Annotated in this window: 26 protein-coding genes, 1 tRNA gene and 1 pseudogene; 22 read left to right on the top strand and 6 right to left on the bottom strand. The window is 69.9% G+C overall.

Going from position 1 to position 25,334, the window contains the following annotated elements:
- The first annotated feature begins 129 nt into the window (after positions 1-129).
- From HCK04_RS32225 to HCK04_RS32255, 7 genes are all read left to right on the top strand, one after another.
- Positions 130-1,410 carry a hypothetical protein gene (locus tag HCK04_RS32225; RefSeq protein ID WP_142651151.1) on the top strand — a complete coding sequence of 427 codons (1,281 nt, stop codon included), beginning with the start codon at positions 130-132 and terminating at the stop codon, positions 1,408-1,410.
- Between the two features lie 156 nt (positions 1,411-1,566).
- The gene (locus HCK04_RS32230; RefSeq protein WP_142651152.1) at positions 1,567-2,496 is read left to right on the top strand and encodes a hypothetical protein; all 930 of its coding nucleotides are present in this window, start codon (positions 1,567-1,569) and stop codon (positions 2,494-2,496) included.
- 8 nt (positions 2,497-2,504) lie between these two features.
- On the top strand, positions 2,505-3,413 hold the full coding sequence (locus tag HCK04_RS32235) for a class F sortase (RefSeq protein WP_142651153.1): 909 nt from the start codon (positions 2,505-2,507) through the stop codon (positions 3,411-3,413).
- 81 nt (positions 3,414-3,494) lie between these two features.
- On the top strand, positions 3,495-4,616 hold the full coding sequence (locus HCK04_RS32240) for a hypothetical protein (RefSeq protein ID WP_142651154.1): 1,122 nt from the start codon (positions 3,495-3,497) through the stop codon (positions 4,614-4,616).
- Positions 4,617-4,703: 87 nt separating this feature from the next.
- Complete coding sequence (locus HCK04_RS32245) at positions 4,704-5,849, top strand: acetyl-CoA C-acetyltransferase (protein WP_142651155.1); 1,146 nt, start codon at positions 4,704-4,706, stop codon at positions 5,847-5,849.
- 150 nt (positions 5,850-5,999) lie between these two features.
- Positions 6,000-6,599: a Uma2 family endonuclease gene (locus HCK04_RS32250; RefSeq protein WP_142651156.1), complete on the top strand. Its 600-nt coding sequence runs from the start codon at positions 6,000-6,002 to the stop codon at positions 6,597-6,599.
- Positions 6,600-7,144: 545 nt separating this feature from the next.
- Positions 7,145-7,303 carry a hypothetical protein gene (locus HCK04_RS32255; protein ID WP_168066445.1) on the top strand — a complete coding sequence of 53 codons (159 nt, stop codon included), beginning with the start codon at positions 7,145-7,147 and terminating at the stop codon, positions 7,301-7,303.
- Positions 7,304-7,445: 142 nt separating this feature from the next.
- Here the strand turns inward: HCK04_RS32255 and HCK04_RS32260 are convergent, their stop codons facing one another.
- The 4 genes from HCK04_RS32260 to HCK04_RS32275 form a co-directional block, all read right to left on the bottom strand.
- A complete protein-coding gene (locus HCK04_RS32260; protein ID WP_142651157.1) occupies positions 7,446-9,323 on the bottom strand; it encodes an acyl-CoA dehydrogenase family protein in 1,878 nt (625 codons plus the stop codon).
- 40 nt (positions 9,324-9,363) lie between these two features.
- Positions 9,364-10,749 carry a HAMP domain-containing sensor histidine kinase gene (locus HCK04_RS32265; protein ID WP_142651158.1) on the bottom strand — a complete coding sequence of 462 codons (1,386 nt, stop codon included), beginning with the start codon at positions 10,747-10,749 and terminating at the stop codon, positions 9,364-9,366.
- Positions 10,749-11,447, bottom strand: a complete 699-nt coding sequence (locus HCK04_RS32270; protein WP_142651159.1) for a response regulator transcription factor — start codon at positions 11,445-11,447, stop codon at positions 10,749-10,751. Before HCK04_RS32270 ends, HCK04_RS32265 begins: the two co-directional genes overlap by 1 nt.
- Positions 11,448-11,521: 74 nt before the next feature.
- Positions 11,522-12,253: a methyltransferase gene (locus HCK04_RS32275; RefSeq protein ID WP_142651160.1), complete on the bottom strand. Its 732-nt coding sequence runs from the start codon at positions 12,251-12,253 to the stop codon at positions 11,522-11,524.
- 262 nt (positions 12,254-12,515) lie between these two features.
- On the opposite strand from HCK04_RS32275, the gene HCK04_RS32280 reads away from it, so the two are divergent.
- Positions 12,516-13,067: an RNA polymerase sigma factor gene (locus HCK04_RS32280; RefSeq protein WP_142651161.1), complete on the top strand. Its 552-nt coding sequence runs from the start codon at positions 12,516-12,518 to the stop codon at positions 13,065-13,067.
- The gene (locus HCK04_RS32285; RefSeq protein WP_142651162.1) at positions 13,051-13,791 is read left to right on the top strand and encodes a hypothetical protein; all 741 of its coding nucleotides are present in this window, start codon (positions 13,051-13,053) and stop codon (positions 13,789-13,791) included. Before HCK04_RS32280 ends, HCK04_RS32285 begins: the two co-directional genes overlap by 17 nt.
- 93 nt (positions 13,792-13,884) lie before the next feature.
- On the opposite strand, the gene HCK04_RS32290 is transcribed toward HCK04_RS32285, so the two are convergent.
- Positions 13,885-14,904 carry an adenosine deaminase gene (locus HCK04_RS32290; RefSeq protein ID WP_142651163.1) on the bottom strand — a complete coding sequence of 340 codons (1,020 nt, stop codon included), beginning with the start codon at positions 14,902-14,904 and terminating at the stop codon, positions 13,885-13,887.
- Between the two features lie 74 nt (positions 14,905-14,978).
- Between HCK04_RS32290 and HCK04_RS32295 the strand changes: the two genes are divergently transcribed.
- On the top strand, positions 14,979-15,479 hold the full coding sequence (locus HCK04_RS32295) for a SigE family RNA polymerase sigma factor (protein WP_142651164.1): 501 nt from the start codon (positions 14,979-14,981) through the stop codon (positions 15,477-15,479).
- Positions 15,476-16,504: a PASTA domain-containing protein gene (locus HCK04_RS32300; RefSeq protein WP_142651165.1), complete on the top strand. Its 1,029-nt coding sequence runs from the start codon at positions 15,476-15,478 to the stop codon at positions 16,502-16,504. Before HCK04_RS32295 ends, HCK04_RS32300 begins: the two co-directional genes overlap by 4 nt.
- A 155-nt stretch (positions 16,505-16,659) precedes the next feature.
- Here HCK04_RS32300 and HCK04_RS32305 read toward each other — a convergent pair whose 3' ends face one another.
- On the bottom strand, positions 16,660-17,865 hold the full coding sequence (locus HCK04_RS32305; RefSeq protein ID WP_142651166.1) for a pyridoxal phosphate-dependent aminotransferase: 1,206 nt from the start codon (positions 17,863-17,865) through the stop codon (positions 16,660-16,662).
- A 235-nt stretch (positions 17,866-18,100) separates the two neighbouring features.
- On the opposite strand from HCK04_RS32305, the gene HCK04_RS32310 reads away from it, so the two are divergent.
- The 11 genes and pseudogenes from HCK04_RS32310 to HCK04_RS32360 all read left to right on the top strand — a co-directional run.
- Positions 18,101-18,173: transfer RNA gene (locus HCK04_RS32310), tRNA-Trp, on the top strand.
- A 75-nt stretch (positions 18,174-18,248) separates the two neighbouring features.
- Positions 18,249-18,506: a preprotein translocase subunit SecE gene (secE, locus tag HCK04_RS32315; RefSeq protein ID WP_030510284.1), complete on the top strand. Its 258-nt coding sequence runs from the start codon at positions 18,249-18,251 to the stop codon at positions 18,504-18,506.
- A gap of 55 nt (positions 18,507-18,561) precedes the next feature.
- Entirely contained in the window at positions 18,562-19,335 is a 774-nt protein-coding gene (nusG, locus tag HCK04_RS32320; RefSeq protein WP_260617491.1) for a transcription termination/antitermination protein NusG, read from the top strand.
- Positions 19,336-19,430: 95 nt separating this feature from the next.
- Complete coding sequence (gene rplK, locus HCK04_RS32325) at positions 19,431-19,862, top strand: 50S ribosomal protein L11 (RefSeq protein WP_030510282.1); 432 nt, start codon at positions 19,431-19,433, stop codon at positions 19,860-19,862.
- A 71-nt stretch (positions 19,863-19,933) separates the two neighbouring features.
- A complete protein-coding gene (rplA, locus tag HCK04_RS32330) occupies positions 19,934-20,647 on the top strand; it encodes a 50S ribosomal protein L1 (protein ID WP_142651167.1) in 714 nt (237 codons plus the stop codon).
- Between the two features lie 267 nt (positions 20,648-20,914).
- Positions 20,915-21,763, top strand: a complete 849-nt coding sequence (locus HCK04_RS32335; protein ID WP_142651168.1) for a DUF1396 domain-containing protein — start codon at positions 20,915-20,917, stop codon at positions 21,761-21,763.
- Between the two features lie 223 nt (positions 21,764-21,986).
- Complete coding sequence (gene rplJ / locus HCK04_RS32340) at positions 21,987-22,511, top strand: 50S ribosomal protein L10 (RefSeq protein WP_142651169.1); 525 nt, start codon at positions 21,987-21,989, stop codon at positions 22,509-22,511.
- 78 nt (positions 22,512-22,589) lie between these two features.
- Entirely contained in the window at positions 22,590-22,985 is a 396-nt protein-coding gene (gene rplL / locus HCK04_RS32345) for a 50S ribosomal protein L7/L12 (protein WP_076438522.1), read from the top strand.
- A 254-nt stretch (positions 22,986-23,239) separates the two neighbouring features.
- On the top strand, positions 23,240-23,728 hold the full coding sequence (locus HCK04_RS32350; protein WP_142651170.1) for a hypothetical protein: 489 nt from the start codon (positions 23,240-23,242) through the stop codon (positions 23,726-23,728).
- Positions 23,725-24,231 carry a hypothetical protein gene (locus HCK04_RS32355; protein ID WP_142651171.1) on the top strand — a complete coding sequence of 169 codons (507 nt, stop codon included), beginning with the start codon at positions 23,725-23,727 and terminating at the stop codon, positions 24,229-24,231. Before HCK04_RS32350 ends, HCK04_RS32355 begins: the two co-directional genes overlap by 4 nt.
- Before the next feature lie 420 nt (positions 24,232-24,651).
- A pseudogene (locus HCK04_RS32360) lies at positions 24,652-25,334 on the top strand (DNA-directed RNA polymerase subunit beta); the annotation flags it as partial.

Raw genomic sequence — 25,334 nt, forward strand, 5'->3', positions numbered from 1 at the left:
CTACTGTTGCGAGGCGATGAAGGTTCCCTGGGAATTTCCTGACATAGGCCGCCCGCCGGTTATGTCAATGGTCAACTCCTGGGAGACTGTTCGCTACGTGTACGTGACTGAGGTGGCAGGAGAGACGTCGTGCCCGACCCCAGTGCCCGGCGCAGGAGTGCCCAGCGTCGCATCGCGGCCCGTTCGGCGGCGGGAGCGGCGGTCGCGCTGGCCCTGATGACGTGGCCGGTGCTCGCCGAGACCGAAACCACGACGGTGCTGTATTCGTGCACTCCGGCCGGTGCCTCCGCCGCCGCGACCTACCCGGTGAACGTGACCCTGGTCGCGCCCGACGACCCGGTGGTGAGCAGCGCGGCGACCCTGACCTGGCAGATCGCTCCCGCGACGCCGTCTGAGGGCCAGAGCGCGATGGTGGCGCCGGCGACGGGCATCGCGGCGAACGACGTCATGATCGCCGAGGGCCTGGTGGAGGTGACCGGCGCTCCCGTCGTGAGCGAGCCCGCGGACGCGTCGCCCAGCCCCAGCCCGAGTGCCAGTCCCAGCGCCAGTCCGAGCGCCGGCCCCTCGGACTCCCCGACGCCGAGCCCGTCGCCCTCCCCTTCCGTCTCCCCATCCGTCTCTCCCTCGGCTTCTCCTTCGGCATCGCCGTCGCCTTCCCCTGACGGCGACGAGTCGGCGACGGACGCTTCCCCGAGCCCGTCACCCTCCGCCAGTGCGACTCCGCCCGGCGAGGAGGGCGGCTCGACCACGGATGACACGGAGAACGGCGCCGAAACGGAGAACGGCACGGGGGAGAGCCCTGCGGCCATCACGCTGAGCCCGTCCGCTTCTACGGTGCTCGCGTCGTCACTCTCGCCGTCGGCCACGCTGACGCCGATCCCCCAGCTGCTCGTCACGCTTACGCCGACGGCGACGGGCACGGTCGGAGTCGCGGCCGGGAACTTCACGCTGAAGCTGCGCGCCGCCGGGGACACCACAGGCGAGGGTGACGCGCTCTACACGTGCACGCTGCCGGCGTCCGCGAGCAGGGCGTCGCTCGCGTTCGCCGTCGCCTCGTCCTCGTCCGCCTCGCCGTCTCCCTCCGCTTCGCCGTCCCCTTCGCCGAGCCCGTCCGACAGCGACGCGAGCGCCTCGCCCAGCCCCAGCGCCTCGGCATCGCCGACCCCGAGCCCGAGCCCGAGCATCACGGCGACCCGCACGGTCACGGCGACCGCGACGGCCTCCCGCCCGGCGACCAAGCAGATCAAGACGACCCCGCTCGGCGGCGCGCAGACCGGGGGCGGAGGCGACGCGGGCCCGGACGCCCGGCTCGTCGTGCTCACCGGCCTGGCGCTGATGGCCGCCGCGGCGGCCGGAGGGCTGCTGCTGCGGCGGTTCGGCCTCAACCCCGGTTCGTACGGCAGGCATTAGCGTCCGGCTGACGCGCACAGGTGGAGAACGGGAGAATGTTTGAGCAAGTGGAGACAGTCTTGGGGTTTTTGTCCGTAAGATCTCTACCTGACCGTGACCGTACGCTGGAATGCTGGTACGCCTGTTGACTGCGAGCATCGAAGTGGAGAGACGTCAGTGCTGAAGTCAAAGGCGCGGGGCCGTGTCGCCGGAAGGGCCGCCGCGGCCGGAGTGGTCAGCGCGGGCCTTCTCCTGGGCCTGAGCGCGCTCGGCGCGCACGCCGACACGAAGACCGTGACGTACAGCTGCACTCCGAACGTGGGTGGCGCTGCGGTGACGCACGATTTCATGGTGACGCTCACTGCCAGCACCTCGGCGGTGTCCGGCACTCAGTACACCGCGACCCTGAGCGTCCAGCCCGTCACCACGTCGGCGTTCCCCGCGCCGGTGGAGATCGCGAGCGGCGCGACGATCGAGCTCCAGCCCACCGTGTCGGCGTCGGCGCTGCCGGCCGGCATGACCGCGGGCGTGTCCACACCCTCGCCGACCGGCACGCCGCTGACCGCGGTCGTCGCGTCGGGAGGGGCGATGCCCGCTCTTCCCACGGCCACGATGACCGTCACACCGCAAAGCGGGGCCACCTCCGTCGTGCTGACGGCGAAGGACTTCAAGATCAGTATGATCGCGCCCGCCGGCACGGGCACGACCACCACGACGCCCACCGCGCTCTACAACTGCGTGGTCGCCACCACGGGCGCCAACACGGCGCCCGCCGTCGCGACGATCGCGGTGGCGAGCCCCTCGGCGTCCCCGAGCGCGAGTGCCAGTCCCAGCGCCAGCCCGAGTCCTTCCGCGAGCGCCTCGCCCAGGCCCAGTAGCACCAGGACGGTGTACGAGACGGTCTTCGCGTCGCCGTCGCCGGTCAAGACCAAGAAGTCGAAGTCCGCCCAGATCGAGAACACGCCCGGGGGCGGCGCGGCCACCGGCGGTGGAGGCGACGCCGGCCCCGACGCGCGGCTCTTCGTCCTGACCGGCACCGCGCTCATGCTGGCGGCGGGTGCGGGCGGGCTCGTGCTCCGGGCCCGGCGACGTCCGGTGAGGCAGTAGGACGAGTCATGACCACCCCGCCACCTGGACAGTACCCGCCGGGCCAGCCGTACGGCGTGCCTCTCGGGCCGGGCGGGCAGGGCTACCCACAGCCGGTTTACGGCCAGCCGGTCTTCCAGCCGGTGATGCTGCCCCAGATGCAGCCCGTGCAGGCGCCGCCCCCGCCGCCGGAGGAGAAGCCTCCCGGCAGCGGGGCGGAGGCCGTACGGCGGCTGCTGATCACGGCGGCCATCGTGGGCCTGGTCATCATGATCGTGGGTGTGGTGATCATGGTGAACAACCCGGACGAGTACGCCGCGTCGGAGCGTTCGACGCTGAAGCGCGTGGCGCAGGACGGGCTCGCCCCCTCCGTGGGGCCGGGCGGAGTCGGGCAGCCGCTGACGCAGGCGGTCGCCACCGCGCCGCCGCCGGTTCCGAACATCCCGGCGGCTCCGGCGATGCAGCCGTCCACGCCCAAGCGCCTGGTCATCCCCAAGATCGGCGTCAACGCGCCGATCAAGTCGGTCGGCCTCGATCGTTCCGGCACGATCCAGACGCCGCCGATCAGCAACTCGAACCTGGTCGGCTGGTATCGCGGGGGCCCGACGGCGGGTGAGGCGGGCCCTGCCGTCATGCTCGGCCACAAGGACACCACCACGCGCAGCGCTGTCTTCAGCCGCCTGCACGAGCTGGCGTACGGCGACAAGATCGAGGTGTATCGCCTCGACGGGACCGTGGCCATCTTCACCGTGGGCGGCATCGAGCAGGCGGACAAGCAGACGTTCCCCACCAACCGGGTGTACGGCCACGCCGACAACGCCGAGCTCAGGCTGATCACCTGTGGCGGCACCTACAACCACACAACTGGCCACTATGTCGACAATGTCATCGTCTATGCCACGATGACCGGCACGCGCCTGGCGAAAAGAAAGTCCTGATCCCGGGCACCTCACGGGAAGGGCTCGTGGCGGGCGGCCGTCGGGGCTATGGTCTCTTCGACCCGATCATGAGGAGGGCCTGTGGGCTGGTTCTCGAAACTCCTGCTGCCCGGTCGGCTGCGCACGGGGCCCACGGCGCTGCTGCCTGCCCGGCCGGATCCGAAGACACTGCTGGCGGTCGCGCAACTCGCCGATCCCGAGGCGAGAACCGACGGCGACGACATCCTCGCGGGCGGGTCGCGCATCGAGGTGCCCGTCGAGCTGACCGGTGACGTCCTCGCCAAACTCGGCGTGCCCGACTCGGACACGCTCTGGGCGTGCCGGATCGCGGCCGAGGGCCCGCTGCCGGTGGACTTCTTCGACAAGAGTCTCGCCGAGGGCATCGCCTACCGCCTGGGCGGCTGGTCGCTCTGCCAGGGCGAGCCGCTCGATCCCGCGGAGGAGACCGTAGATCCGCTGGTCTACCTGCCGGCCGTGCCCGAGCCCGAGGAGATCCTGCCGGTCCTGACCGAGGCGCTGCGGCACGCCGATGCGGTGGACGCCGAAAGGTGGCCGGACGGCGAGCTGATCGAGGGCGTCGTCCACGTCTCCGTACGCCGAGGCAGGGTGGCCGACGTCTACGCCGGAGCCGACGTGCAGGTCACGATCGAGGAGGGGCACCGCCTGCCGCTCGCCGCCCAGACCCGCTGGCCGTACCTCACGGAGATCGCCATCGCCAGGGTCTCCCCGGTCGTACGCACGGAGGAGACGGGAGCCGACGACGCGGCCGGCGCGGCCTCCGGAGAAGCGGCCGACGGCACGACGGAAGACGTGGCGGGCGCGGACGCGGCCCCGCTGGACGGCCACGCCGACACAACCTCGGACGCGGACGCCGGCTCGGGCACGGACGCCACTGCCGACACGGGCTCTGCCGCCGACACGGGCTCTGCCGCCGACGCGGACTCCGGCTCCGACGCAGACGCCACCTCGGACACGGGCTCCGCCGCCGATGCGGGCGCCAATTCAGATACGGACGCAGACCCAGACGTGGAGGACACGGCCAGCGAGACCGACGCGGAGGACGCCGACGAGGCGCGGGCGGCGCTGCTGGTCCGGGCGGACGTCGCGGTGACGCTCGCCAACGCGCTCCGGGGGATCGCGGCCGACAGCCGGGGCTTCCAGCTTGCCGAGCCTGCCGACGCGCTTCCGGGAGGTTATGCCTGAATATGTCCGTTTCCCCGCCTCCCCCGACGAAAGTTCTGATGTAACCTCTCACTAACCGAACATTGCTCGGTTTCTTATGGAGGCACTGTGGCAGAGGCGTACATCGTCGGGGCGGTTCGCACGCCGGTCGGCAAGAAGAAGGGCGGGCTCTCCACGGTCCACCCGGTCGACCTGGCCGCCCACACTCTCTCCGCGCTCGTCGAGCGCACCGGCGTCGACCCCGCCGCCGTAGATGACGTGATCATGGGCTGCGTCATGCAGTTCGGCCCGCAGTCCATGGACATCGCGCGCAACGCGTGGCTGAGCGCGGGCCTCCCGGAGACCGTGGCCGGGGTCACGATCGACCGGCAGTGCGGCTCGTCGCAGCAGGCCATCCACTTCGCCGCGCAGGGGGTGCTGTCGGGCACGCAGGACCTGGTCGTCGCGGCCGGCGTCGAGTCGATGTCCATCGTGCCGATGGGATCGAGCATCTCGGCGGCCCTGGAGAAGGGCATGCCGTTCCCGTTCGGCGACAAGTGGGTCGAGCGGTACGGCAAGCAGGAGATCTCCCAGTTCCGCGGCGCGGAGCTGATGTGCGAGAAGTGGGGCTTCGAGCGCGACGAGCTGGAGCGCTACGCCTACGAGAGCCACCAGCGGGCCGCGAAGGCGATCGCCAACGGACACTTCAAGGACCAGATCGCGCCGATCAACGGCGTCGAGGACGACGAGGGCCCGCGACCCGACACCACGCTGGAGAAGATGGCCGGGCTGAAGACCCTTCGTGAGGGCGGCCGGATCACCGCGGCCACCTCCTCGCAGATCTCCGACGGCTCGGGGGCGCTGCTCATCGCCTCGGAACAGGCGGTGCGCGAGCACGGCCTGGTCCCGCGCGCCCGGATCGTCACGCTCGCGCTGACCGGCGACGACCCGATCTACATGCTGACGGCGCCGATCCCGGCCACCCGCAAGGCGCTGGCCAAGGCGGGCCTGTCGATCGAGGACATCGACGTCATCGAGATCAACGAGGCGTTCGCACCCGTGCCGCTGGCCTGGCTCAAGGAGATCGGGGCCGACCCGGCGCGCACCAACCCCAACGGCGGCGCCATCGCGCTGGGGCACCCGCTGGGCGGCACCGGCGCGATCCTCATGACCAAGCTCCTGCACGAGCTGGAGCGCACCGGCGGGCGCTATGGCCTGCAGACGATGTGCGAGGGCGGCGGCCAGGCCAACGTCACGATCATCGAGCGTCTCTGACCGTTCGCGCGAAAAGGGCACCCCGGGTCGATTCCGAGGTGCCCTTTCCTCTGCCGGGCCGGCGACGTGCGGTGCACGAGCCCCGGCCCTCGTGGGCCCGCTGGGTTACGCTGAGTCGTGGCTCGTGGCATTCGGGGCGAAGGAGGCGGGATGAGCGTCGCTTACGATGACAGAGAGCACTCCTACCATCACGGTCCGTACACGATCGCCGACCTGGATCGCATGCCCAGGGACGCGCGGTACGAGCTCGTCGACGGATGGATCGTCATGTCCCCCTGGCCCAGCATTCGTCATGACCACGCGGTCCGGAACCTGCGCACGCGGCTGGATGCGGCGGTCGCGCGCGCCGGTGCCGATCTCTACGTGAACGGCCCGGTCGACGTGTTCACGTCGACCGGGATACGTGTGCCCGACGTCGCGGTCGTCGACGGCAGGGCCGCCCGGCGCGCGGTCGAGCGAGACGAACGGGCATATCAGGGAGTGGACCTGCTTCTCGTGGTCGAGGTCGTCTCCCGGGAGAGCGCCAGCGAGCGCACCGACAGGTACGAGAAGCCCAGCGAGTACGCCAAGGCGGGGATCGCCCAATATTGGGTGGTGGACCTGGAGCCCAAGCCGAACATCACGGTCTGGACGCTGGTGCCGGGTCATGACGTCTACCGGCGGGTCGATCGTGTCTTCGCCGGGGACCTGCTGGAGACGGATGTCCCAGTCGAGCTCTCCATCGATCCTGCTGTGCTTCTCTCGGTCTGAGCTCAGGCCCCGTCACCCCTGCAGAGGACGGGACGGCAGGGCACGGACACCGAAAGGGCACCCCGGATCGATTCCGAGGTGCCCTTTCCTCTGCCGGGCCGGCTTATTCAGCGGCCTTTCGGCAGGCGCCGCGGCTGGCGCACCGGTCGCATGGGCGGTGCCGGGATCTGCCGCGGCGGTGGGAAGGAACGCTGGGGCTGCGGCGTGCGGGGGTTCTGCCGCTTGCCGCCTTTGCTGGACGCGCGAGTACGCATACGGGATCTCCTTGTACGTCGGGAACGCGGCACCGAGGTGCCGTCACTCAGCTGCCGCGTCGGATGGACAGGGCCGGAAAGCTGAGCGGATCAGCTGGGCTGATCAGCGGTCGCCGTACAGAATCCACATGCGGACGACGGTAACAAGCCGCTGTATCGCCGGACAAAGGGTTTTCGCCGTCCGAGACGGCCAAACCGTCTCCAAGTGGCCCACCAGACCGCGACAAGTGGGGTCCTGTGTACTCGGACGCGTCAGAGAGACATCCCTTGCACAGGAGTCAGGAGATACCCATGAAGTCGTTCAAGCGCGTCGCCGCCGTGCTCGCCACCACCGCCGTCGCGGTCACCACGTTCGGCGTCCTGTCCGCCCCGGCGCACGCCCAGAGGGCCGACGGCTGGTACCGCTGCTACGTCTCGGACCACGGCTGGATGTGGTGCCTCGACGTGTGAGCCTGACCGGCTCGCCGCACGGCCCCGCCCGCGCACAAAGCACGGCCCCGCCCGCGCATAGAGCACGGCCCCGCACAAAACACGGCTCCACCGCATGAAACGGCCCCGCCCCCCGCTCAGAAGGGGGCGGGGCCGTTCCCGTTCAGCCGATGTGCCGGTGGACGTCGTCGAACATGGACGGCCCCGTGCGCTGGGGCGCGATCCACGGCCCCTCCAGCGACGGGTCGATGATGCCCTCCCCCAGGAACGTGTAGCGCCCGTCGAGCACCCGCCGGGCCAGCCGCACGTCCATGGCGTCGGTGTTGTCCCAGAGCCGGTCGAACAACGCCTCGGCCCGCTGCCGGGCCTGGTGGCAGAAGGTGTCGGCCAGCTCGTACGGCTTGCGCCCGAACTCGGCCCCGTCCTCCTGGGCGCGTACGCAGACCGCGGTGATGGCGAACAACTCGGCGCCGATGTCCACGATCCGCGACAGGAACCCCTGCTTGTGCTCCAGCCGTGCCTGCCAGCGCGACATGCCGTAGAACGTCGACCTGGCGAGCTTGCGGCAGGTCCGTTCGACGTAGCGCAGGTGCTGGGCCAGCGGGCCGAACTCTGCGTACGACGTGGGCACCTGGCCGGGCCCGGCCATCAGGCTCGGCAGCCACTTGGCGTAGAAGGCGCCGGCCCGGGTGGCCGCCCGCCCCTTGGCCCGCAGGTCGGCCTTCGGATCGATGAGCTCGCCCGCGACCGACAGGTGGGCGTCGACCGCCTCACGGGCGATGAGCAGGTGCATGATCTCGGTCGAGCCCTCGAAGATGCGGTTGATCCGCAGGTCGCGCAGCATCTGCTCGGCGGGCACGCCGCGCTCCCCGCGGGCGTGCAGCGATTCGGCGGTCTCGTAACCGCGGCCGCCTCTCATCTGCACCAGCTCGTCCATCAGCCGCCAGGCCATCTCGGTGCTGTACAGCTTGGCGAGCGCGGCCTCGATGCGGATGTCGTTGCGCTCGTCGTCGGCCATCCGGCCGGCCAGGTCCACCACCGATTCGAGCGCGTACGTGGTGGCGGCGATGAAGGCGATCTTGCGGGCGATGGCCTCGTGGTGCCCGACCGGCCGGCCCCACTGGACCCGTTCGCGCCCCCACTCGCGGGCGATCTTCGTCGCCCACTTCGCCGCGCCGACGCAGGTGGCAGGAAGGGAGAGCCGGCCGGTGTTGAGCGTGGTCAGGGCGATCTTCAGGCCCTGGCCCTCGCGGCCGATCAGGTTTTCCACCGGCACCCGCACCTGGTGGAAGCGGGTGACTCCGTTCTCGATGCCGCGCAGGCCCATGAACTGGTTGCGGTGCTCGACGGTGATGCCGGGCGCGTCGGCCTCGACCACGAAGGCCGAGATCTTGGAGCCGGTCCGGGCCATCACCACCAGCAGGTCGGCGACCACGCCGTTGGTCGTCCACAGCTTGACGCCGTTGATCACGTACGCGTCGCCGTCGCGTACGGCGGTGGTCGAGAGCCGGGCGGGGTCGGAGCCGACGTCCGGCTCGGTGAGCAGGAAGGCGGAGATCTCGCCCCGGGCGCAGCGGGGCAGGAAGCGGCGCTTCTGCTCGGGGGTGCCGAACAGCCGCAGCGGCTGCGGAACCCCGATGGACTGGTGGGCCGACAGCAGCGCGGTGAGCGCGGGGGAGCACGAGGTCACGAGTTCCAGCGCGCGGCAGTAGTACAGGTGGCTCAGGCCCAGCCCGCCGTACTCCTCCTCGATGGTCATGCCGAACGCGCCGATCGCGGCCAGGCCTTTGATCACCTCGTCCGGAATCACGGCGGTGCGCTCGATGAGCGCGGGATCGACCTTCTCCTGCAGGAACGCCCGCAGGGCGCGCAGGAAGTCGTCTCCCTTCTTGATCTCCTCCTCGGTGAGGCGGGGGGCGGGGTGCACGAGGTCGAGCCGGAAGTCCCCGAGGAAGAGCTGCTTGCCGAAGCTCGGGCGGGTCCACTCCGTCTCGCGCGCCTGCTCGGCCACCTCCCTGGCCTTGGCATAATCGGTCGTCATCGTCGACCTCCTCGGCGGTGAAGCGAGCTGTGCTCGTTAACTACCCGCCAGTAGCCTTTTGCATCGCGGGCAGCGCGATGTGTACGGCCGTCCCTTCGCCGGGGGAGGAGACGATCCTGCACCGGCCGCCGTGCGCCTCCACGATGGCCTTCACGATCGACAGGCCGAGCCCCGCCCCGCCGGACAGGTGGTCCTCTCCGCGCTGGAAGCGGTCGAAGGCGCGTTCGGCCTGCTCCTGGCTCATCCCCGGCCCGGTGTCGCGCACCTCGATCGTCACCGAATCCGGGGCACGCAGCAGCCGTACGGTGGCCTTGGTGCCCTCGGGCGTGTGCGCCCGCACGTTGCCGAGAAGATTGACGAGCACCTGGCGCACCCGGGCCTCGTCCACGGTCGCGACCAGGGAGGGCGGGGCCTCCACCGTCACGGGATAGGCGGGATCGAGGGCGGCCGAGTCGGCGGCGACCTCGCGGGCCATCTCGGCCAGGTCGGTCTCGTCGAGCGAGAGCGCGGCGCCGCGGTCGAGCCGCGCGAGCTCCAGCATCTCGCCTACCAGGCGGCCCATGCGGTTGGCCTCGGCCTCGATCCGTCCCATGATCTTCGGCAGGTCCTCGGACGGGATCGCACCGGCCCGGTAGAGCTCCGCATAGCCGGAGATGGTCGACAGCGGGGTGCGCAGCTCGTGGGAGGCGTCGGCGGCGAAGCGGCGCACGCGGTCCTCCGACGCCTGGCGGTCGCGGAAGGCGTCGGCGATCCGGTCGAGCATGAGGTTGATCGCGGCGCCGAGCCTGCCGACCTCTGACGGCCCCTCGGGCATCCGGGCCGACAGGTCGACGCGCTCGGCCACCAGGTGGGCGGTGCCCGCCATCTTCCCGAGCGGCGCCAGACCACCGGCGATCAGCAGCCGGCCGCCCGCGGCCAGCAGCAGGATCAGCGCCCCGCCGGTCGCCAGCTCGCTGATCAGCAGGTGGCGCACCGGATCTTCGACCGCGTCCAGGGGCACCGCCACGACCACCAGCCGCAGGCCGCTCGGCGACATCGCCGCCGCCGCGATCATCTCGTGGTCATGGCTCGGGTCGAGGTCGAACGTGCGGCCCTGTGCCGCGTACGCCAGCAACCTGTCCCTGCCCATCGCCTCGGCCAGCGTGGGGACCGCCGCGGCGTCGGCGGCGTCGCCGCTGACCAGACGGGCGCGGTTCTCGCTGAGGTCGTAGGCGGCGAGGGCATAGGTGGAGCCGGTCAGCGCCTGTTCGAGCGGGTCGCCCACGACCACCCGGCGGGCCGCCGTGACGGTCGCCGCCACCACCTGCCCCTCCAGCCGCGTACGCAGGTGCCCGCGCAGCACGATGACGCTGACGAGGGAGAACACGACGAGCAGGACGGCGCTCACCCCGAGCAGCCCGGCGAGCAGGCGCGTCCTGAGCGACATCAGGAGTCCTGGGGAGGCCGCAGGGCGTATCCGATACCGCGCTGGGTGTGGATCAGCGGCGGCCCGAGCGGGTCGAGCTTGCGGCGCAGATAGGAGATGTACGTCTCCAGCACCTGCGAGCTTCCGCCGTAGCCCCAGACCTCTTCCAGCAGCCGCCGCTTGGTGAGGACGAGGCCGGCGTTGGCCATCAGGAAGGCGAGCAGGCGAAACTCGGTGGGCGACAGGTCAACCGTGACGCCGCCGCGCCGCACCTCCCAGCGCGCCTCGTCGAGCTCCAGGTCGGCCACCCGGAGGATCGGCCCGTGGGCGCGTTCGGCCGCCGCCGGCACCGTCGTACGGCGCAGCACGGCGCGGATGCGGGCGACCAAGGCCTCGACGGAGAAGGGCTTGGTGACGTAGTCGTCGCCGCCGAGGGTCAGCCCGCGCACGGTGTCGGCGACCGCGTCGCGGGCGGTGAGGAAGATCACGGGAGGGTGCACGCCGTCGGCCCGGATCCGGCGGCACACCTCGAATCCGTCGATGTCGGGCAGCATGACGTCGAGGACGACCAGGTCGGGCTGGTTTTTCAGCACCTCGCCGAGGGCCGCGGCCCCCGTGCCCACGGCCGTCACCCGGAAGCCGTGGAACCTGAGGGCGACTTCCACGATGTCCCGGATGTTTGGCTCGTCCTCGACGACGAGGATCCTGGTTTCACTCATGGGTGACCCATTGTGCAGGTAGAAAGCATTTGCCGCACAATTCGGGTTTACTTGGCCGCCCCGCGCGGCACCCGTCAGCGCGGAACGCGCGCCACGCAGAACACGGTCTGGCCGAACGGCGGGCGGATGAACCGCTCGATGAGCCGGGTCATCGGCACGACGGTGCGGTCGTAGATCTTCACGAGCCGGGGGTCGGGGTAGCCCACGCCGCCCCGCCGTACGGCCGCCCACCAGGCGATGCCGCCGAGGAAGTTGATCGGCTTGAGCACCTGGACGTCGAGCCCGGCGTCGGTCACGGTCTTGCGCAGGGTGGCGGGGGTGTAGCGGGTGACGTGACCCACCTTGCGGTCGAAGTCCCCGTAGAGCTGCATGTAGCCGGGCACCCAGATGACGATCCGGCCGCCGGGAGCGGTCACCTTGGCCAGCGACCGCAGCGCCTCGGCGTCCTCCTCGATGTGCTCGAGGACGTTCATCATCACGACGGTGTCGACCGGATCGGCGAGGGGGATGTCGGTCGGCAGGCCGAACTGGAGCACCGACACGTCGTCGCGGTCGGCGAACCTCTTGCGCAGCTGTTCCACGCAGTAGGGATCGAAGTCGCTCACCACGAGCCTGTCGAGGCGCGGCAGGAACTGCTCGGCGAAGTGCCCGAGACCCGAACCGATCTCCAGGAGCGACCGCCCGACGTGCGGGGCGACCATGTCGAACTCGTATTGCCGGTAGTTCTTGGCCTCGTCGCCGCCGAGGTGGTTCTCCAGAGCCTCGTCCCCGGCCGCCGGCTGGACTACTCGGTCATACCCAGACATAGGATCCTCGATCTGCACGCTGACGGTCGTGGAAAGTGTAGTGCCCGCCTCATCGGCGGACGCCCGCTTCGCCGGAGGGGCCGCCGATGACGGATTGCGCCCGCACTGTTCTTCCCGCGGCACGTTGTTTCAACGAGCGTTGGTTCGACGAGCGTTGGTTCGACGAGCGCTGTTTTGACGAGCGTTGTTTTGACGAGCGCTGTGGACGGGATGCCCGCATGATCGTAGGCTTCACCTCCATCCCACCCCCCGATTGCCCCCGATGGACGACGACGAAGCAGTGACCCGCGCCCTGGCCGGTGACCTTGACGCCTTCGAGGTGCTGGTCACCCGATACAGCGCGGTCGCCCACCGTACGGCGAGCCTGCTCGGGGCGGCCGACGAGGCGGAGGACGTCGTCCAGGAGGCGTTCGTCAAGGCGTTCCGCCACCTCAAGGGATTCCGCCGGGGCTCGTCCTTCCGCCCCTGGTTGCTGCGCATCGTGGCCAACGTGACCCATGACCTCACCCGGTCGCGTGGCCGCCGCTCCGACCTCGCCGTACGGCTGGGCCGCGAGCGGGAGCCGTACGGGCCGGGGGATCCCGAGGACCCGGAGGACGCGGCGGTGGACGCCGACGGCAGGAGCAGACTGCTGGAGGCCGTACGCGCGCTCCCCGAACGGGAACGCGAGGCCGTGGTCTGCCGGTATTTCCTGCAGTTGTCCGAAGCGGAGACGGCCGAGGTCCTCGGCGTGCGCCTCGGCACGGTGAAGTCGCGGACGTTCCGGGCACTGCGGCGCCTGCGGGAGGAGGTGGGCCGTGAACAACTCGGGTGACAGCGAACCGATCGCACCGGACGATCTCGAATCACGGCTCCGGGCCCTCGGCGAGGACCTGGCCGTGCCCCCCGCGCCGCCGCCCGCCGGCGTGGCGCGTGCCGTACGCGCCCGCATCGAGAGCGGCGAGCCAGCACCCCGGCGGGCCGTGTGGCGGCCGACGCCGCGCGTGGCGGCAGCGGCGGTGGCGGTGCTGATGGCCGTGCTGCTCGGGGTCACCCCGCAGGGCCGGGCCGCGGTGGTGTCGGTGCTGCGCTTCGCGGGCGTCGAGATCCACGTCGGCGGCGCGGGGCCGCTGCCCACGGGGGTGCCGAGCCCGTTGCCCGGCGAGCGCCGGGTGACGCTGGAGGAGGCGCGGCGGGCCGTCCGCTTCCCCGTCCTCGTGCCGTCCGCGCTCGGCGCGCCGGCCGACGTCCGCGTCGCCGACGGCGGCCGGGTGGTGACGCTGCTGTGGCCGGGCGTCCGGCTCGACGAGTACGACGGCACGCTGGGCGTCGTCTGGCGCAAGGAGCTCGGAGAACCGTGGCCCGATCAGGTGAGCGCGGTCGGCGGATGGTGGATCCGGCAGCCCCACGGGGTGTCGTACATGCCGTCGGGCGGGGGCACGCCGCGCCAGGAGCGGGTGGCCGGGCCGACGCTCATCTGGCAGCACAACCTGGTCGGGCTGCGGCTGGAGGGACCTGACCTGGAGGAGGCCGTACGGATCGCCCGCTCGGTGAAGTGAGGCGTGAAGTGAGGCGTGAAGTGACGCGTGAAGTGACCGGTGCGGTGACCGGTCAGGTGACCAGCGAGGTGACCGGCGAGATGTACGGCGGGCTCACTCGGGAGAGGCGAGCCAGGCGTCGATCTCGCCGGCCAACTCCTTCTTGACCGAGTCGGGCGCCGTCGACGACCGGATCGACTGCCGGGCCAGCTCGGCCAGCTCGGCGTCGGCGAAGCCGTACACGTCCCGTGCGAGCTCATACTGTGGCAGCAGCCGGGCGCCGAACAGCAGCGGGTCGTCGGCGCCGAGGGCGATCGGCACCCCGGCCTCGAACAGCCGCCGCAGCGGCACGTCCTCGGGCCGTTCCGCCACCCCGAGGCCCACGTTGGACAGCGGGCACACCTCGCAGGTGATCTGCCGGTCGGCCAGCCGTTCCATCAGGCGGGGCGATTCGGCCGCGCGCACCCCGTGACCGATCCGGTCGGCGCCCAGGTCGTCGAGGCACTCGGCGACGCTCGCCGCGCCCAGCAGCTCGCCGCCGTGCGGCACGGCGAGCAGCCCGGCCCGCCTGGCGATCCGGAAGGCGTGCTCGAAGTCCCTGGCCCGGCCGCGCCGTTCGTCGTTGGACAGGCCGAAGCCCACCACGCCCCTGCCCTCGTAGTGCGCCGCCAGGCGGGCCAGCGTCCTGGCGTCGAGCGTATGCCGGGTGCGGTTGGCCGCCACGATCACCGCCATGCCGATCCCGGCCTGCCTGGCCGCCTTGTCCGTCGCGTCGAGGACGAGTTCGAGCGTCTCGGTCAGCCCGCCGAACCGCTGGGCGTAGCCGGACGGGTCCACCTGGATCTCCAGCCAGCGCGACCCCTCCCGGGCCTCGTCCTCGGCGGCCTCCCGCAGCAGCCGGTAGACGTCCTCGCGCCGGCGCAGCACCGACCGCGCGATGTCGTACAACCGCTGGAACCGGAACCAGCCGCGCTCGTCGGTCGCCCGCAGCTTCGGCGGCCAGTCCTCAACCAGGGCGTCGGGAAGATGGACGCCCTGCTCCCGGGCGAGCTCGATCAGCGTCGAATGCCGCATCGAGCCGGTGAAGTGCAGGTGCAGATGTGCCTTGGGGAGCGTGTTTAGTGGACGTGCCATCTCCATATGTTGCCGCATGTCGCTCTCAACCCGTGGCGGGGTTGGCGCGTTGGGGAGGGGCGAAAGGGGAGCTCATGACCGAAGAAGACGAGGCGGCTTTCGACGAGTTCCTGGCCGCGCGCAGCACCGCTCTCCTGCGCACCGCGATCCTGGTCTGCGGCGCCTCGGAGTCCGACGCCGAGGACATGGTCCAGAACGCGCTGGAGAAGGTCTACCGGCACTGGCCGCGCATCCGCCACGACAACCCCGAGGCGTACGCGCGCCGGGTCGTGGTGAACGGCGCGATCAGCAAGGCCAGGCGGCGCAAGGTGCTCCAGGAGATCACTTTCGCCCAGCCGCCGGACACGCCGGTGGAGTCGCCGGACCTCGGCCTGCGCGACGTGCTCGTCGCCGAGCTCAGGAAACTGCCGGCCCGGATGCGGGCCGTACTGGTCCTGCGCTACTGGGAGGACCTGTCGGAGGCCGAGACCGCCGCGCTGCTCGGCTGCTCGGTCGGCACCGTCAAGAGCCAGGCCGCCCGCGGGCTGGCACGCGTGCGCGCACGCATGGAGAACTTGCAGGGAGTGTCCGCATGAACGTCGAAGAGGCGCTGAAAGACGCCATGGCCGCTCAGGTCGCCGGCGTGCACGCGTCGCCGTCGCTGGGCCAGGCCGTACGGCGGGGCAACCGCCGCCACGTCGTCAGGTTTCGCGTGGCGGGGGCGGCCGTGCTCACGGCGGCGGTCGCCGTGGGCGTGCCCGTGGCGCTGACCGCCCGGCCCGACACCGTCCCGGCCGGCGGCAGCCTCGTGGGGGCCGGCGCCACCGGTCAGGAGGCCCCGGCCGCGTCGACGGCCGCCTCCGGTGACGCGGTCGCCACGCCGGAAGGGGTCGTGCCCGACCTGACCGGCAAGAGCGCCAAGGAGGTCGGCGCCATCCTCAAGGAGGCCGGCTACACGATGCGATTCACGAAGATCGTCACCGACACCGCCCCGGCGGGGACGGTCTTCGGTCAGATGCCGCAGCCGGGGACGGCCGCTCCCCCCGGGGCGGCGGTCACGGTCATGATCGCCGGGACCGCCGGCCCGACCCCCGCCCCCTCGGAGGGCACCCCGTCGGAAGACACCTCGTCGGAGGGCGCCGAAAACCCGGGGATGCCCCAGGACCTCGGCGATCTCGGGGACGGCCGGACGCTCGGCGGAGTGCACGTCGGCTATCTGCCCGAAGGGCTCGAATGGGGCAAGTGGTCCGGCAAGGACGGCTTCGGCAAGCGGAGCTACACCACGAGCTGGGTGGAGCCCGGCCTGGAGCCCGGCATGTACAGCGTCCAGATGATCGTCTATCGGAAGGGCGCCGTGAGCCGGTTGAGCAAGCGCATGCAGAGCTACGCCGCGCAGGGCGTCAAGCCGATCGAGGTCGGCGGCAGGAAGGCCTACCTGGTCAGCGTGTCGGAGGGCGGCGACCGGGTCATGGACGGCGGCACCCGCACGATCGTGTGGACCCTCGCTCCCGGCGTCGGTGCCGAGGTCATGATCAGCCCTGACTACGCGGCCAAGATCGGTGCGGACGCGGCCGACAGCGAGCTCAAGAAGATCGCCGGGGGAGCCACCCTCGCCAAGTGACCCCGCTTCGATCCCGCGCCTCCGTGGTCCCCACGGGCCCGGAGGCCCGTGGGTCGTGCGCCGGCATGACGAAGGCCCGGTCCCGCTTCTCGGGGACCGGGCCTTCGCTGAAATTTGCAGAGTCCGGATGACCTCTTTCAGCGGGCTTCGGCTTCTCAGTGGGCCTCGGCCAGGAGCTTGCCCACCCGGCTGACGCCCTCGACCAGGTCGTCGTCGCCCAGCGCGTACGACAGGCGGAAGTAGCCCGGGGTGCCGAACGCCTCGCCGGGCACCAGCGCGACCTCGGCCTCCTCCAGGATGAGCTCGGCCAGCTCGGCCGAGGTCTGCGGGCGCTTGCCGCGGATCTCCTTGCCCAGCAGCGCCTTGACCGACGGGTACGCGTAGAACGCGCCGAACGGCTCGGGGCAGACCACGCCGGGGATCTCGTTGAGCATCCGGACCATGGTCTGGCGACGCCGGTCGAACGCCGCGCGCATCTGCGCGACGGCCGACAGGTCGCCGGAGACGGCCGCGAGCGCGGCGGCCTGGGCGACGTTGGAGACGTTCGAGGTGGCGTGGGACTGCAGGTTCGTCGCCGCCTTGACCACGTCGGACGGGCCGATCAGCCAGCCCACCCGCCAGCCGGTCATCGCGTACGTCTTGGCCACGCCGTTCAGCACGACGACCCGGTCGCGCAGCTCGGGCACGGCGGTGGCGATGCTGGAGAACTTCGTGTCCCCGTAGACCAGGTGCTCGTAGATCTCGTCGGTCACGACCCACAGGCCCTTGTCGAGCGCCCAGCGGCCGATCTCCTCGACCTGGGCGGGGGAGTAGACGGCCCCCGTCGGGTTGGACGGCGAGACGAACAGCAGCACCTTGGTGCGGTCGGTCAGCTTCTCCTCCAGCTGCTCGACCGAGGCCAGGTAGCCGGTGGTCTCGTCGGTGACCACGTCGACCTGGACGCCGCCCGCGAGCTTGATCGCCTCCGGGTACGTCGTCCAGTAGGGCGCCACGACCAGGACCTCGTCACCCGGGTCGAGCAGCGTGGCGAACGCCTCGTAGACCGCCTGCTTTCCACCGTTCGTCACCAGGACCTGGGCGGCCTCGACCTGGAACCCGCTGTCGCGCAGCGTCTTGTCGGCGATCGCCTGCTTGAGCTCCGGCAGGCCCCCGGCCGGCGTGTACTTGTGGAACCTGGGGTTCCGGCACGCCTCGACGGCCGCCTCGACGATGTAGTCGGGCGTCGGGAAGTCGGGCTCGCCGGCGCCGAAGCCGATGACCGGGCGACCGGCCGCCTTCATGGCCTTGGCCTTGGCGTCCACGGCCAGAGTCGCGGACTCGGAGATCGCGGAAATACGCGCGGAGATGCGAGGTCGGGTCATGCCTCCATCGTTCCAGACGCGCCACGCGGTTTCGTATCCATATCCAGGATCCGGACGGGTTCGCACGGTAGCTTTAGATCGCACAGAAACGGCACTCGGGCCGCCTTCGGGCGGTGCGGCGGTCATGTGGTTCGACGGAGTGGTGATTCCCGCGTACACTTCACCGACTAGTGGGCCACGTGAACGACGCGACGGACGCTTCGGCGCGTTTCTCGGGTATCGTGGTGCACGGCTTAGGGCACTAGCGCAATTGGTAGCGCACCGGTCTCCAAAACCGGCGGTTGGGGGTTCGAGTCCCTCGTGCCCTGCGGAGTGCGGTCCGCGCAACAATGGCGTGAAAGCGCGCCGCAACTGCGACGGACACGACGGATCAGGTGAGGACTGTGGCGATCGACACCCGCGGTGAAACCGCTGGCAAGCCAGGCAAGCCGACCAGTGAGAAGAAGGCAAAGCGCACCTCGCCCGCTCTGTTCTACCGGCAGGTCGTCGCCGAGCTGCGCAAGGTCATCTGGCCCAGGCGCAATGACCTGATCTCGTACACCGTAGTTGTCCTGGTCTTCGTTGTGATCATGGTTGGGCTCGTGTTCGGGATCGATACGCTGCTGGGTAAGGCAGTGCTCTGGCTCTTCGGCGGATCCTGATCCCGCCCGAGACGTCGTAGCACGTCAAGACACCAAGCGAAGAAGGAAGAGTCCCGTGTCCGAGTCCCCGATGCCGGCCGACCGCTCCCATGACGAGCATGACGAGTGGGGCACCGAGCAGGACGAGGCCGTAGCAGAGGTCGAGGAGACCACGGCCGCCGACTCTGACGGCGGTGACGGCGGCGAAGACTCGGCCGAGGTCGCCGCGCAGGTCGACGAGGACGGTGACGTCCTTCCGGATGTCGACCCGGTCGAGGAGTTCAAGCGTCAGCTTCGCGGTCAGTTCGGCGAGTGGTATGTCATCCACTCGTACGCCGGTTACGAGAACCGCGTGAAGCAGAACATCGAGAGCCGGATCGGGTCCCTCAACATGGAGGACTTCATCTTCCAGGTCGAGGTGCCGACCCACACGATCACGGAGTTCAAGGGCGGCAAGAAGACTCCGATCAAGGAGCGCGTGCTTCCCGGCTACGTTCTGGTCCGGATGGACCTGACCGACGAGTCCTGGGCCGCGGTGCGCAACACGCCCGGCGTGACCGGCTTCGTCGGCCTGTCCAACAAGCCGAGCCCGCTGAACCTCGACGAGGTCGCCAAGCTGCTCGCGCCGGAGCCTTCCGAGGAAGTCAAGAAGGCCACGACCAAGACCACCACCGCGACCGTCGACTTCGAGATCGGCGAGTCCGTCACGGTCATGGACGGGCCGTTCGCCACGCTGCCGGCCACGGTCAGCGAGATCAGCGCCGAGTCGCAGAAGCTCAAGGTCCTCGTCTCGATCTTCGGCCGAGAGACCCCGGTCGAGCTGTCGTTCAACCAGGTCTCGAAGATCTGACCGCCTCGCGTAGACTCGATAGCCGTCCTCACGGCACGCCCTGCTTCGGCGTGCCTGTGAGGCTTTTGTAGGACAAAGGACCCGGAGAAGGACAAATGCCTCCAAAGAAGAAAGTCGCGGCCCTGGTGAAGGTCCAGCTTCCCGCTGGGCAGGCCACCCCCGCGCCGCCGGTCGGTACCGCGCTCGGTCCGCACGGCGTCAACATCATGGACTTCGTCAAGCAGTACAACGCCGCGACGGAGGCCCAGCGGGGCAACATCATCCCCGTCGAGATCACCATCTTCGAAGACCGCACCTTCACCTTCATCACGAAGACGCCGCCGGCGCCTGAGCTGATCAAGAAGGCCGCCGGTCTGCAGAAGGGCAGCGCGAACCCGCACAAGGACAAGGTGGGCAAGCTGACCCGCGAGCAGCTTCGCCAGATCGCCGAGACCAAGATGCAGGACCTCAACGCCAACGACGTCGAGGCCGCCGAGAAGATCATCGCCGGCACCGCCCGTTCCATGGGCATCACCATCGCCGACTGACTCTCAGCGGTGACCAACGCAGTGGGAGGGCCCGCGCAGGCCCGGACCACGATCTCCACGAGGAGCACGAAGTGAAGCGCAGCAAGAACTGGAAGAACGCGGCGGCCGAGATCGACCGCACGGCCCTGTACGCCCCGCTCGAGGGTGTGCGGCTGGCCAAGAAGACCGCGACCACGAAGTTCGACGCGACCGTCGAGGTCGCCCTGCGGCTGGGCGTCGACCCGCGCAAGGCCGACCAGATGGTCCGCGGCACCGTCAACCTCCCGCACGGCACCGGCAAGACCGCCCGGGTCCTGGTCTTCGCGACCGGTGACCGTGCCGAGGAGGCCCGCGCGGCGGGCGCCGACATCGTCGGCTCCGACGAGCTGATCGACGAGGTGTCCAAGGGCCGTCTCGACTTCGACGCGGTCGTCGCCACCCCGGACATGATGGGCAAGGTCGGTCGTCTGGGCCGCGTGCTCGGCCCCCGCGGCCTCATGCCGAACCCGAAGACCGGCACCGTCACGCCCGACGTGGCCAAGGCCGTCAGCGACATCAAGGGCGGAAAGATCGAGTTCCGGGTCGACCGGCACGCCAACCTGCACTTCATCATCGGCAAGGCGTCCTTCGACGACCGCCAGCTCGTGGAGAACTACGCCGCGGCGCTGGACGAGGTGCTGCGTCTCAAGCCGTCGGCGGCCAAGGGCCGTTACCTCAAGAAGGTCACCTTCACCACGTCCATGGGCCCGGGCATCCCGGTCGACCCGAACGTGACGCGGGCGATGACCGCCGAGATCGACGCCTGAGCCGTCTTCCCGGCCGAGACGACGACGGAAGCCCCCGCCCTCTACGGGCGGGGGCTTCCGCGCGTCTGTGGCCGTGTAGGGCCCCACGACGCTCGATCGGCTGCTGCGTCGCCTCTCGGCCGTCCCTCGCTCAGCCCCTGCTCCAGGCCCCGTCTTGTGAAGGTTCTGTGCACGGCTCATGGGGGTTCGTCCGCCGGCCACGCGCGGACGGCGTTAGGCGCATAAGGTCAAGGGCAGGTAAAGGGGGACATCGAAGGGATGGACACAATGCGACGACTACTGGTGGCCGCGGGGGCGGTAGCCGCGATCACGGTCGCGGGATGCGGCACGACCGCGACTCCGTCTCTCCAGAACGCCAGGCTCTCGGCGGCCGAGGTCATCCAGCAGACCGCGCAGAAGGCCGACGACGTCGACACCTATGCCGCCGACCTCGTGCTGAACGTCACCGACGCCGACGGCGGTCAGGGAGGGGTCGTCCAGGGCACCATGCTCTACCAGAAGACCCCGCAGATCTCCTCCGACATCAACCTCGGCCAGGTGTCGTTCAACGGGCAGAACATGCCCGGCGGGGTGCGGGTGATCCTCCAGGGCGACGTGGCGTACGTGAAGCTCGACATGCTCAGGACCCTGGTGGGCGCCACCAAGCCGTGGATCAGGCTCGACCTGAAGCAGCTCGGCTCTCAGGCCGGCGTGGACATCGAGCAGTATCTCGCCCAGGCGCAGCAGTTCGACCTGAAGACGAGCGCCGCCATGCTCACGGCGTCGAAGGACGTCAAGCCGGTGGGCACCGAGCAGGTCGGCGGGGTGGACACGACCCACTATTCGGGCACGTTCCCCGTGGCCGAGGCGATCAAGCAGCTTCCGGAGGACCGGCGCGGCCACGTGCAGGACGAGCTGGCGAACGCCAAGGACGTCACGTTCGACGCCTGGATCGACGGCCAGGGCCTGCCGCGCAAGGTCGAGCTGAACGGCGGCAAGCCGGGCGCAGGCACGTTCAAGGCGACGGCGATGTTCAAGTCGTTCAACGAGCCGGTCTCGATCAAGGCGCCGGCCGCCGACCAGGTCGGCGAGCTGCCGCGGACGCTGACGCAGCAGCCGTCCGGCGCCACAGGCTGATTTGGCGTCTTGCCGGTTGACACCGTAGTCTGTCTCCTGCCGAAGACCGCCGGTCGTCACTGGGCCCACAACCCGGTGACCGAAGGATCCACGTGAGTGGACGGCCCGCGTAGGTGTGGAGAAGCTTGAGGACGTTCGACGTCTGTCCAAGCCCCGTGCGCCTGCGCCGGGGCTTGTCTGTTTTCTGAGGGCCTTCGCCGGCGGCACATCTGGAAGGAGGCCCATGGCGAAGGCGGAGAAGAGCGTCGCGATCGCCGAGCTCAAGAGTGAGTTCGAGGGATCCAGCGCCGCCGTTCTGACCGAATACCGCGGTCTCACCGTCGCTCAGCTCAAGCAGCTGCGCGTTTCTCTCGGTGGGAATGCGAAGTTCGCCGTGGCGAAGAACACGCTCACCAAGATCGCGGCCAACAGCGCCGGGATCACCTCCCTGGACGACCTGTTCCAGGGCCCGACCGCCATCGCGTTCGTCAAGGGCGACGTGGTGGAGGCGGCCAAGGGTCTGCGTGACTTCGCCAAGGCCAACCCCCTCCTGGTGATCAAGGGTGGTGTCGTCGACGGCAAGTCGATGACCCCCGACGAGATCACGAAGCTTGCCGACCTTGAGTCCCGCGAGGTGCTCCTCGCGAAGCTGGCCGGTGCGCTGAAGGCCAAGCAGTCCCAGGCTGCCGCCACCTTCGCCGCGCTGCCCACCACGATGGCTCGACTGGCCGAGGCTCTGCGCGCCAAGCGCGAAGAGGCCGGCGAGTAGGTCCGCGCAGCGGACGGGGGAAGCGCGCACCGCGGTCCCTTTACACGTTTTTTGCTAGATCCACTGGAGGAACACACCATGGCGAAGCTCAGCACCGACGAGCTGCTCGAGACCTTCAAGGAGATGACCCTCCTTGAGCTGTCCGAGTTCGTGAAGGTCTTCGAGGAGACCTTCGACGTGAAGGCCGCCGCTCCGGTCGCCGTCGCCGCCGCCCCGGCCGCCGGTGGCGCCGGTGGCGCCGCCGAGGAGGCCGAGGAGCAGGACGAGTTCGACGTCATCCTCGAGGCCGCCGGCGACAAGAAGATCCAGGTCATCAAGGAGATCCGCGCCCTGACGAGCCTGGGCCTCAAGGAGGCCAAGGACCTCGTGGACGGCGCTCCGAAGCCGGTCTTCGACGGCAAGGTCAACAAGGAGCAGGCCGAGAAGGCGAAGGCCGCCCTGGAGGGCGCCGGCGCCACGGTCACCGTCAAGTAAGACGGTCTTGTAACACGCTTCACCGAAGGGGCGGGTCCATCCAGGTGCCGGATGGGACCGCCCCTTTCGCGTGCCCGGACCCCGTGCGGAATCCGGAATCTATGGGCAGGGCGGGTCCGCTGATCTATCGTGCCGATTAGGGAGTGTCCGACGACGGCGCGCGCGGGTGGCACGCCGGCCTCGCCGGGCACGACCGTTGATCCGCGCGACGTGAACGGGCCGAGACGACGACCGGGTGCTCAGGAGGTGCGGGGATGCGGCGCGCGCTGACCGCCGGGCTCGTGCTCCTCGTGGTCGCGCTGGCCCTGACGGTCCGCCATCTCGCCCAGGCCCGTACGGAGGCCCTCGCGACGGCCGAGGACGGCGAGATGGCCGTGCGGGCCGCGGCGGCGCACGCGGTGAGCCTCATGTCGATCGACCACCGCCGCATCGACGACGACATCAAACGAGCGCTGGCGACCTCCACGGGCCCGGAGCGGGCGCAGTACGCCGCCGGGCAGGCGGCTCTGAAGGCCACCACGCTGAAGAACAAGGCCGTGCAGACGGGCGTCCTGCGGGCCTCCGCGCTCACCTCCCTCGCCGCCGACCGGCGCACGGCACAGGTGCTGATCGTCGGCGACGCCGTGATCCACTGGGAGGACGGCAGGAAGGCCCCTCCGGAGGAGCGCTTCTTCCGCTGGCGCATGGACGTCACGAAGGCCTCGGGCCTGTGGCTGGTCTCACGGGCGGAGCTGGTGCGGTGAGGCGCCTGCTGCGGGCGCTGACGGCCCTCGTGGCGGCCGGGCTGGCCGTCGCCGCCGTGTGGCTCCTGCTCGATCTGCGCCGCCTCCAGGCCACCGAGAGAGCCTCCAGGGAGGCACTGTCGGCCGCCCGGTCCTACGCGCCCGACATGTTGTCGTACGACTACCGTACGATCGATCAGGACATGCTGAGGGCGGGAGCGCACGCCACCGGGCAGCTGGCGGAGCACTACCGGACGCTCGTGGCGACGCTGGGACCGCAGGCGCGCGAGCGGCGGACGGTGCAGCACGCGGTCGTCGCCGCCGCAGGAGTGGAGTCGGCGACGCCGGAAGAGGTCCGGGTGCTGCTGTTCGTGAACATGGTCACGACGCGGTCGGGCCCGGGTCGGGAGGAGCCGAAGCAGCAGGTCAGCCAGGGGAGAGCGCGCCTGGTCATGGTGACGCAGGGCGACGGCTGGCGGGCCTCCCGGCTGTCCACGCTCCTGGGTGACACGCCCGTTCCCTGAGCCCGTGGCTAAATTGTTAGTAAAGAACACGTTTAAGCCGTGCCACCCGGTGGGTATCCAGGGCTCGGCGGCGTCGACCGACGGTCAGCGTTGGGTCGTTCGCGTGACTGAGCGTTACCCGTGTCCGGTCCCGGGTAGGGACTGGATCCCCGGAGCTCGCTCGGCCGCGAGGGCGGAAAAACCCTGCGAGACCCCTGCCGGTTAGGCGAAATGTCGGCTCTCGGGCTTGACGTTTCGGCGCTGACGGGTGATGCTGCCACCAACGTGGAGCGCAGAGCGATAGCGGAGTGGACAGGTGTATGCCGATCGGCTACACTGCCCCTTTGCGCTGCCCTTTGACGACCGTCTCTCTGAGTAACTCTTAGTCCTGGTCGTCTGGCGTGCGTGTAGTCAGTCCGCGAGCCCTCGGAAGGACATCTGTTGGCAGCCTCGCGCAACGCCTCCGCCGTACCCGCCGGTCCCCGAACCGTGTCGTTCGCACGAATCGAGGAGCCGCTCGAAGTACCCGACCTTCTCGCCCTGCAGACCGAGTCCTTCGACTGGCTGCTCGGAAACGAGAAATGGAAGGGCCGGGTCGAGGCGGCTCGCCAGGCCGGGCGCAAGGACATTCCGACCCAATCCGGTCTCGAAGAGATCTTCGAGGAGATCAGTCCCATCGAGGACTTCTCCGGAACCATGTCCCTGTCGTTCCGGGATCACAGGTTCGAGCCGCCCAAGTACTCAGTCGATGAGTGCAAAGACAAGGACATGACCTACTCCGCCCCGATGTTCGTCACGGCGGAGTTCATCAATAACACCACAGGTGAGATCAAGAGCCAGACGGTGTTCATGGGCGACTTCCCGCTCATGACGTCGAAGGGCACCTTCATCATCAACGGCACCGAGCGTGTCGTGGTGTCCCAGCTCGTCCGTTCGCCGGGTGTCTACTTCGACCGTTCGGTCGACAAGACCTCCGACAAGGACCTGTTCGGCTGCCGGGTGATCCCGTCGCGCGGCGCGTGGCTCGAATTCGAGATCGACAAGCGCGACAGCGTCGGCGTGCGCATCGACCGCAAGCGTAAGCAGCCGGTCACGGTGCTGCTGAAGGCGCTCGGCTGGACCAA

The organism is Microbispora sp. CL1-1, from assembly GCF_012034195.1.
GTDB lineage: Bacteria > Actinomycetota > Actinomycetes > Streptosporangiales > Streptosporangiaceae > Microbispora.

Excerpts from the sequence above, each read along its gene's own strand:
- HCK04_RS32235 (WP_142651153.1), top strand. The coding sequence starts at position 2,505 with ATGACCACCCCGCCACCTGGACAGTACCCGCCGGGCCAGCCGTACGGC.
- HCK04_RS32350 (WP_142651170.1), top strand. The coding sequence starts at position 23,240 with ATGCGGCGCGCGCTGACCGCCGGGCTCGTGCTCCTCGTGGTCGCGCTG.
- HCK04_RS32255 (WP_168066445.1), top strand. The coding sequence starts at position 7,145 with ATGAAGTCGTTCAAGCGCGTCGCCGCCGTGCTCGCCACCACCGCCGTC.
- HCK04_RS32290 (WP_142651163.1), bottom strand. The coding sequence starts at position 14,904 with ATGGCACGTCCACTAAACACGCTCCCCAAGGCACATCTGCACCTGCAC.
- HCK04_RS32250 (WP_142651156.1), top strand. The coding sequence starts at position 6,000 with ATGAGCGTCGCTTACGATGACAGAGAGCACTCCTACCATCACGGTCCG.
- HCK04_RS32275 (WP_142651160.1), bottom strand. The coding sequence starts at position 12,253 with ATGTCTGGGTATGACCGAGTAGTCCAGCCGGCGGCCGGGGACGAGGCT.
- rplK (WP_030510282.1), top strand. The coding sequence starts at position 19,431 with ATGCCTCCAAAGAAGAAAGTCGCGGCCCTGGTGAAGGTCCAGCTTCCC.
- HCK04_RS32300 (WP_142651165.1), top strand. The coding sequence starts at position 15,476 with ATGAACGTCGAAGAGGCGCTGAAAGACGCCATGGCCGCTCAGGTCGCC.
- HCK04_RS32265 (WP_142651158.1), bottom strand. The coding sequence starts at position 10,749 with ATGTCGCTCAGGACGCGCCTGCTCGCCGGGCTGCTCGGGGTGAGCGCC.
- rplJ (WP_142651169.1), top strand. The coding sequence starts at position 21,987 with ATGGCGAAGGCGGAGAAGAGCGTCGCGATCGCCGAGCTCAAGAGTGAG.
- rplL (WP_076438522.1), top strand. The coding sequence starts at position 22,590 with ATGGCGAAGCTCAGCACCGACGAGCTGCTCGAGACCTTCAAGGAGATG.
- HCK04_RS32335 (WP_142651168.1), top strand. The coding sequence starts at position 20,915 with ATGCGACGACTACTGGTGGCCGCGGGGGCGGTAGCCGCGATCACGGTC.
- HCK04_RS32270 (WP_142651159.1), bottom strand. The coding sequence starts at position 11,447 with ATGAGTGAAACCAGGATCCTCGTCGTCGAGGACGAGCCAAACATCCGG.
- HCK04_RS32280 (WP_142651161.1), top strand. The coding sequence starts at position 12,516 with ATGGACGACGACGAAGCAGTGACCCGCGCCCTGGCCGGTGACCTTGAC.
- HCK04_RS32305 (WP_142651166.1), bottom strand. The coding sequence starts at position 17,865 with ATGACCCGACCTCGCATCTCCGCGCGTATTTCCGCGATCTCCGAGTCC.
- HCK04_RS32260 (WP_142651157.1), bottom strand. The coding sequence starts at position 9,323 with ATGACGACCGATTATGCCAAGGCCAGGGAGGTGGCCGAGCAGGCGCGC.
- HCK04_RS32295 (WP_142651164.1), top strand. The coding sequence starts at position 14,979 with ATGACCGAAGAAGACGAGGCGGCTTTCGACGAGTTCCTGGCCGCGCGC.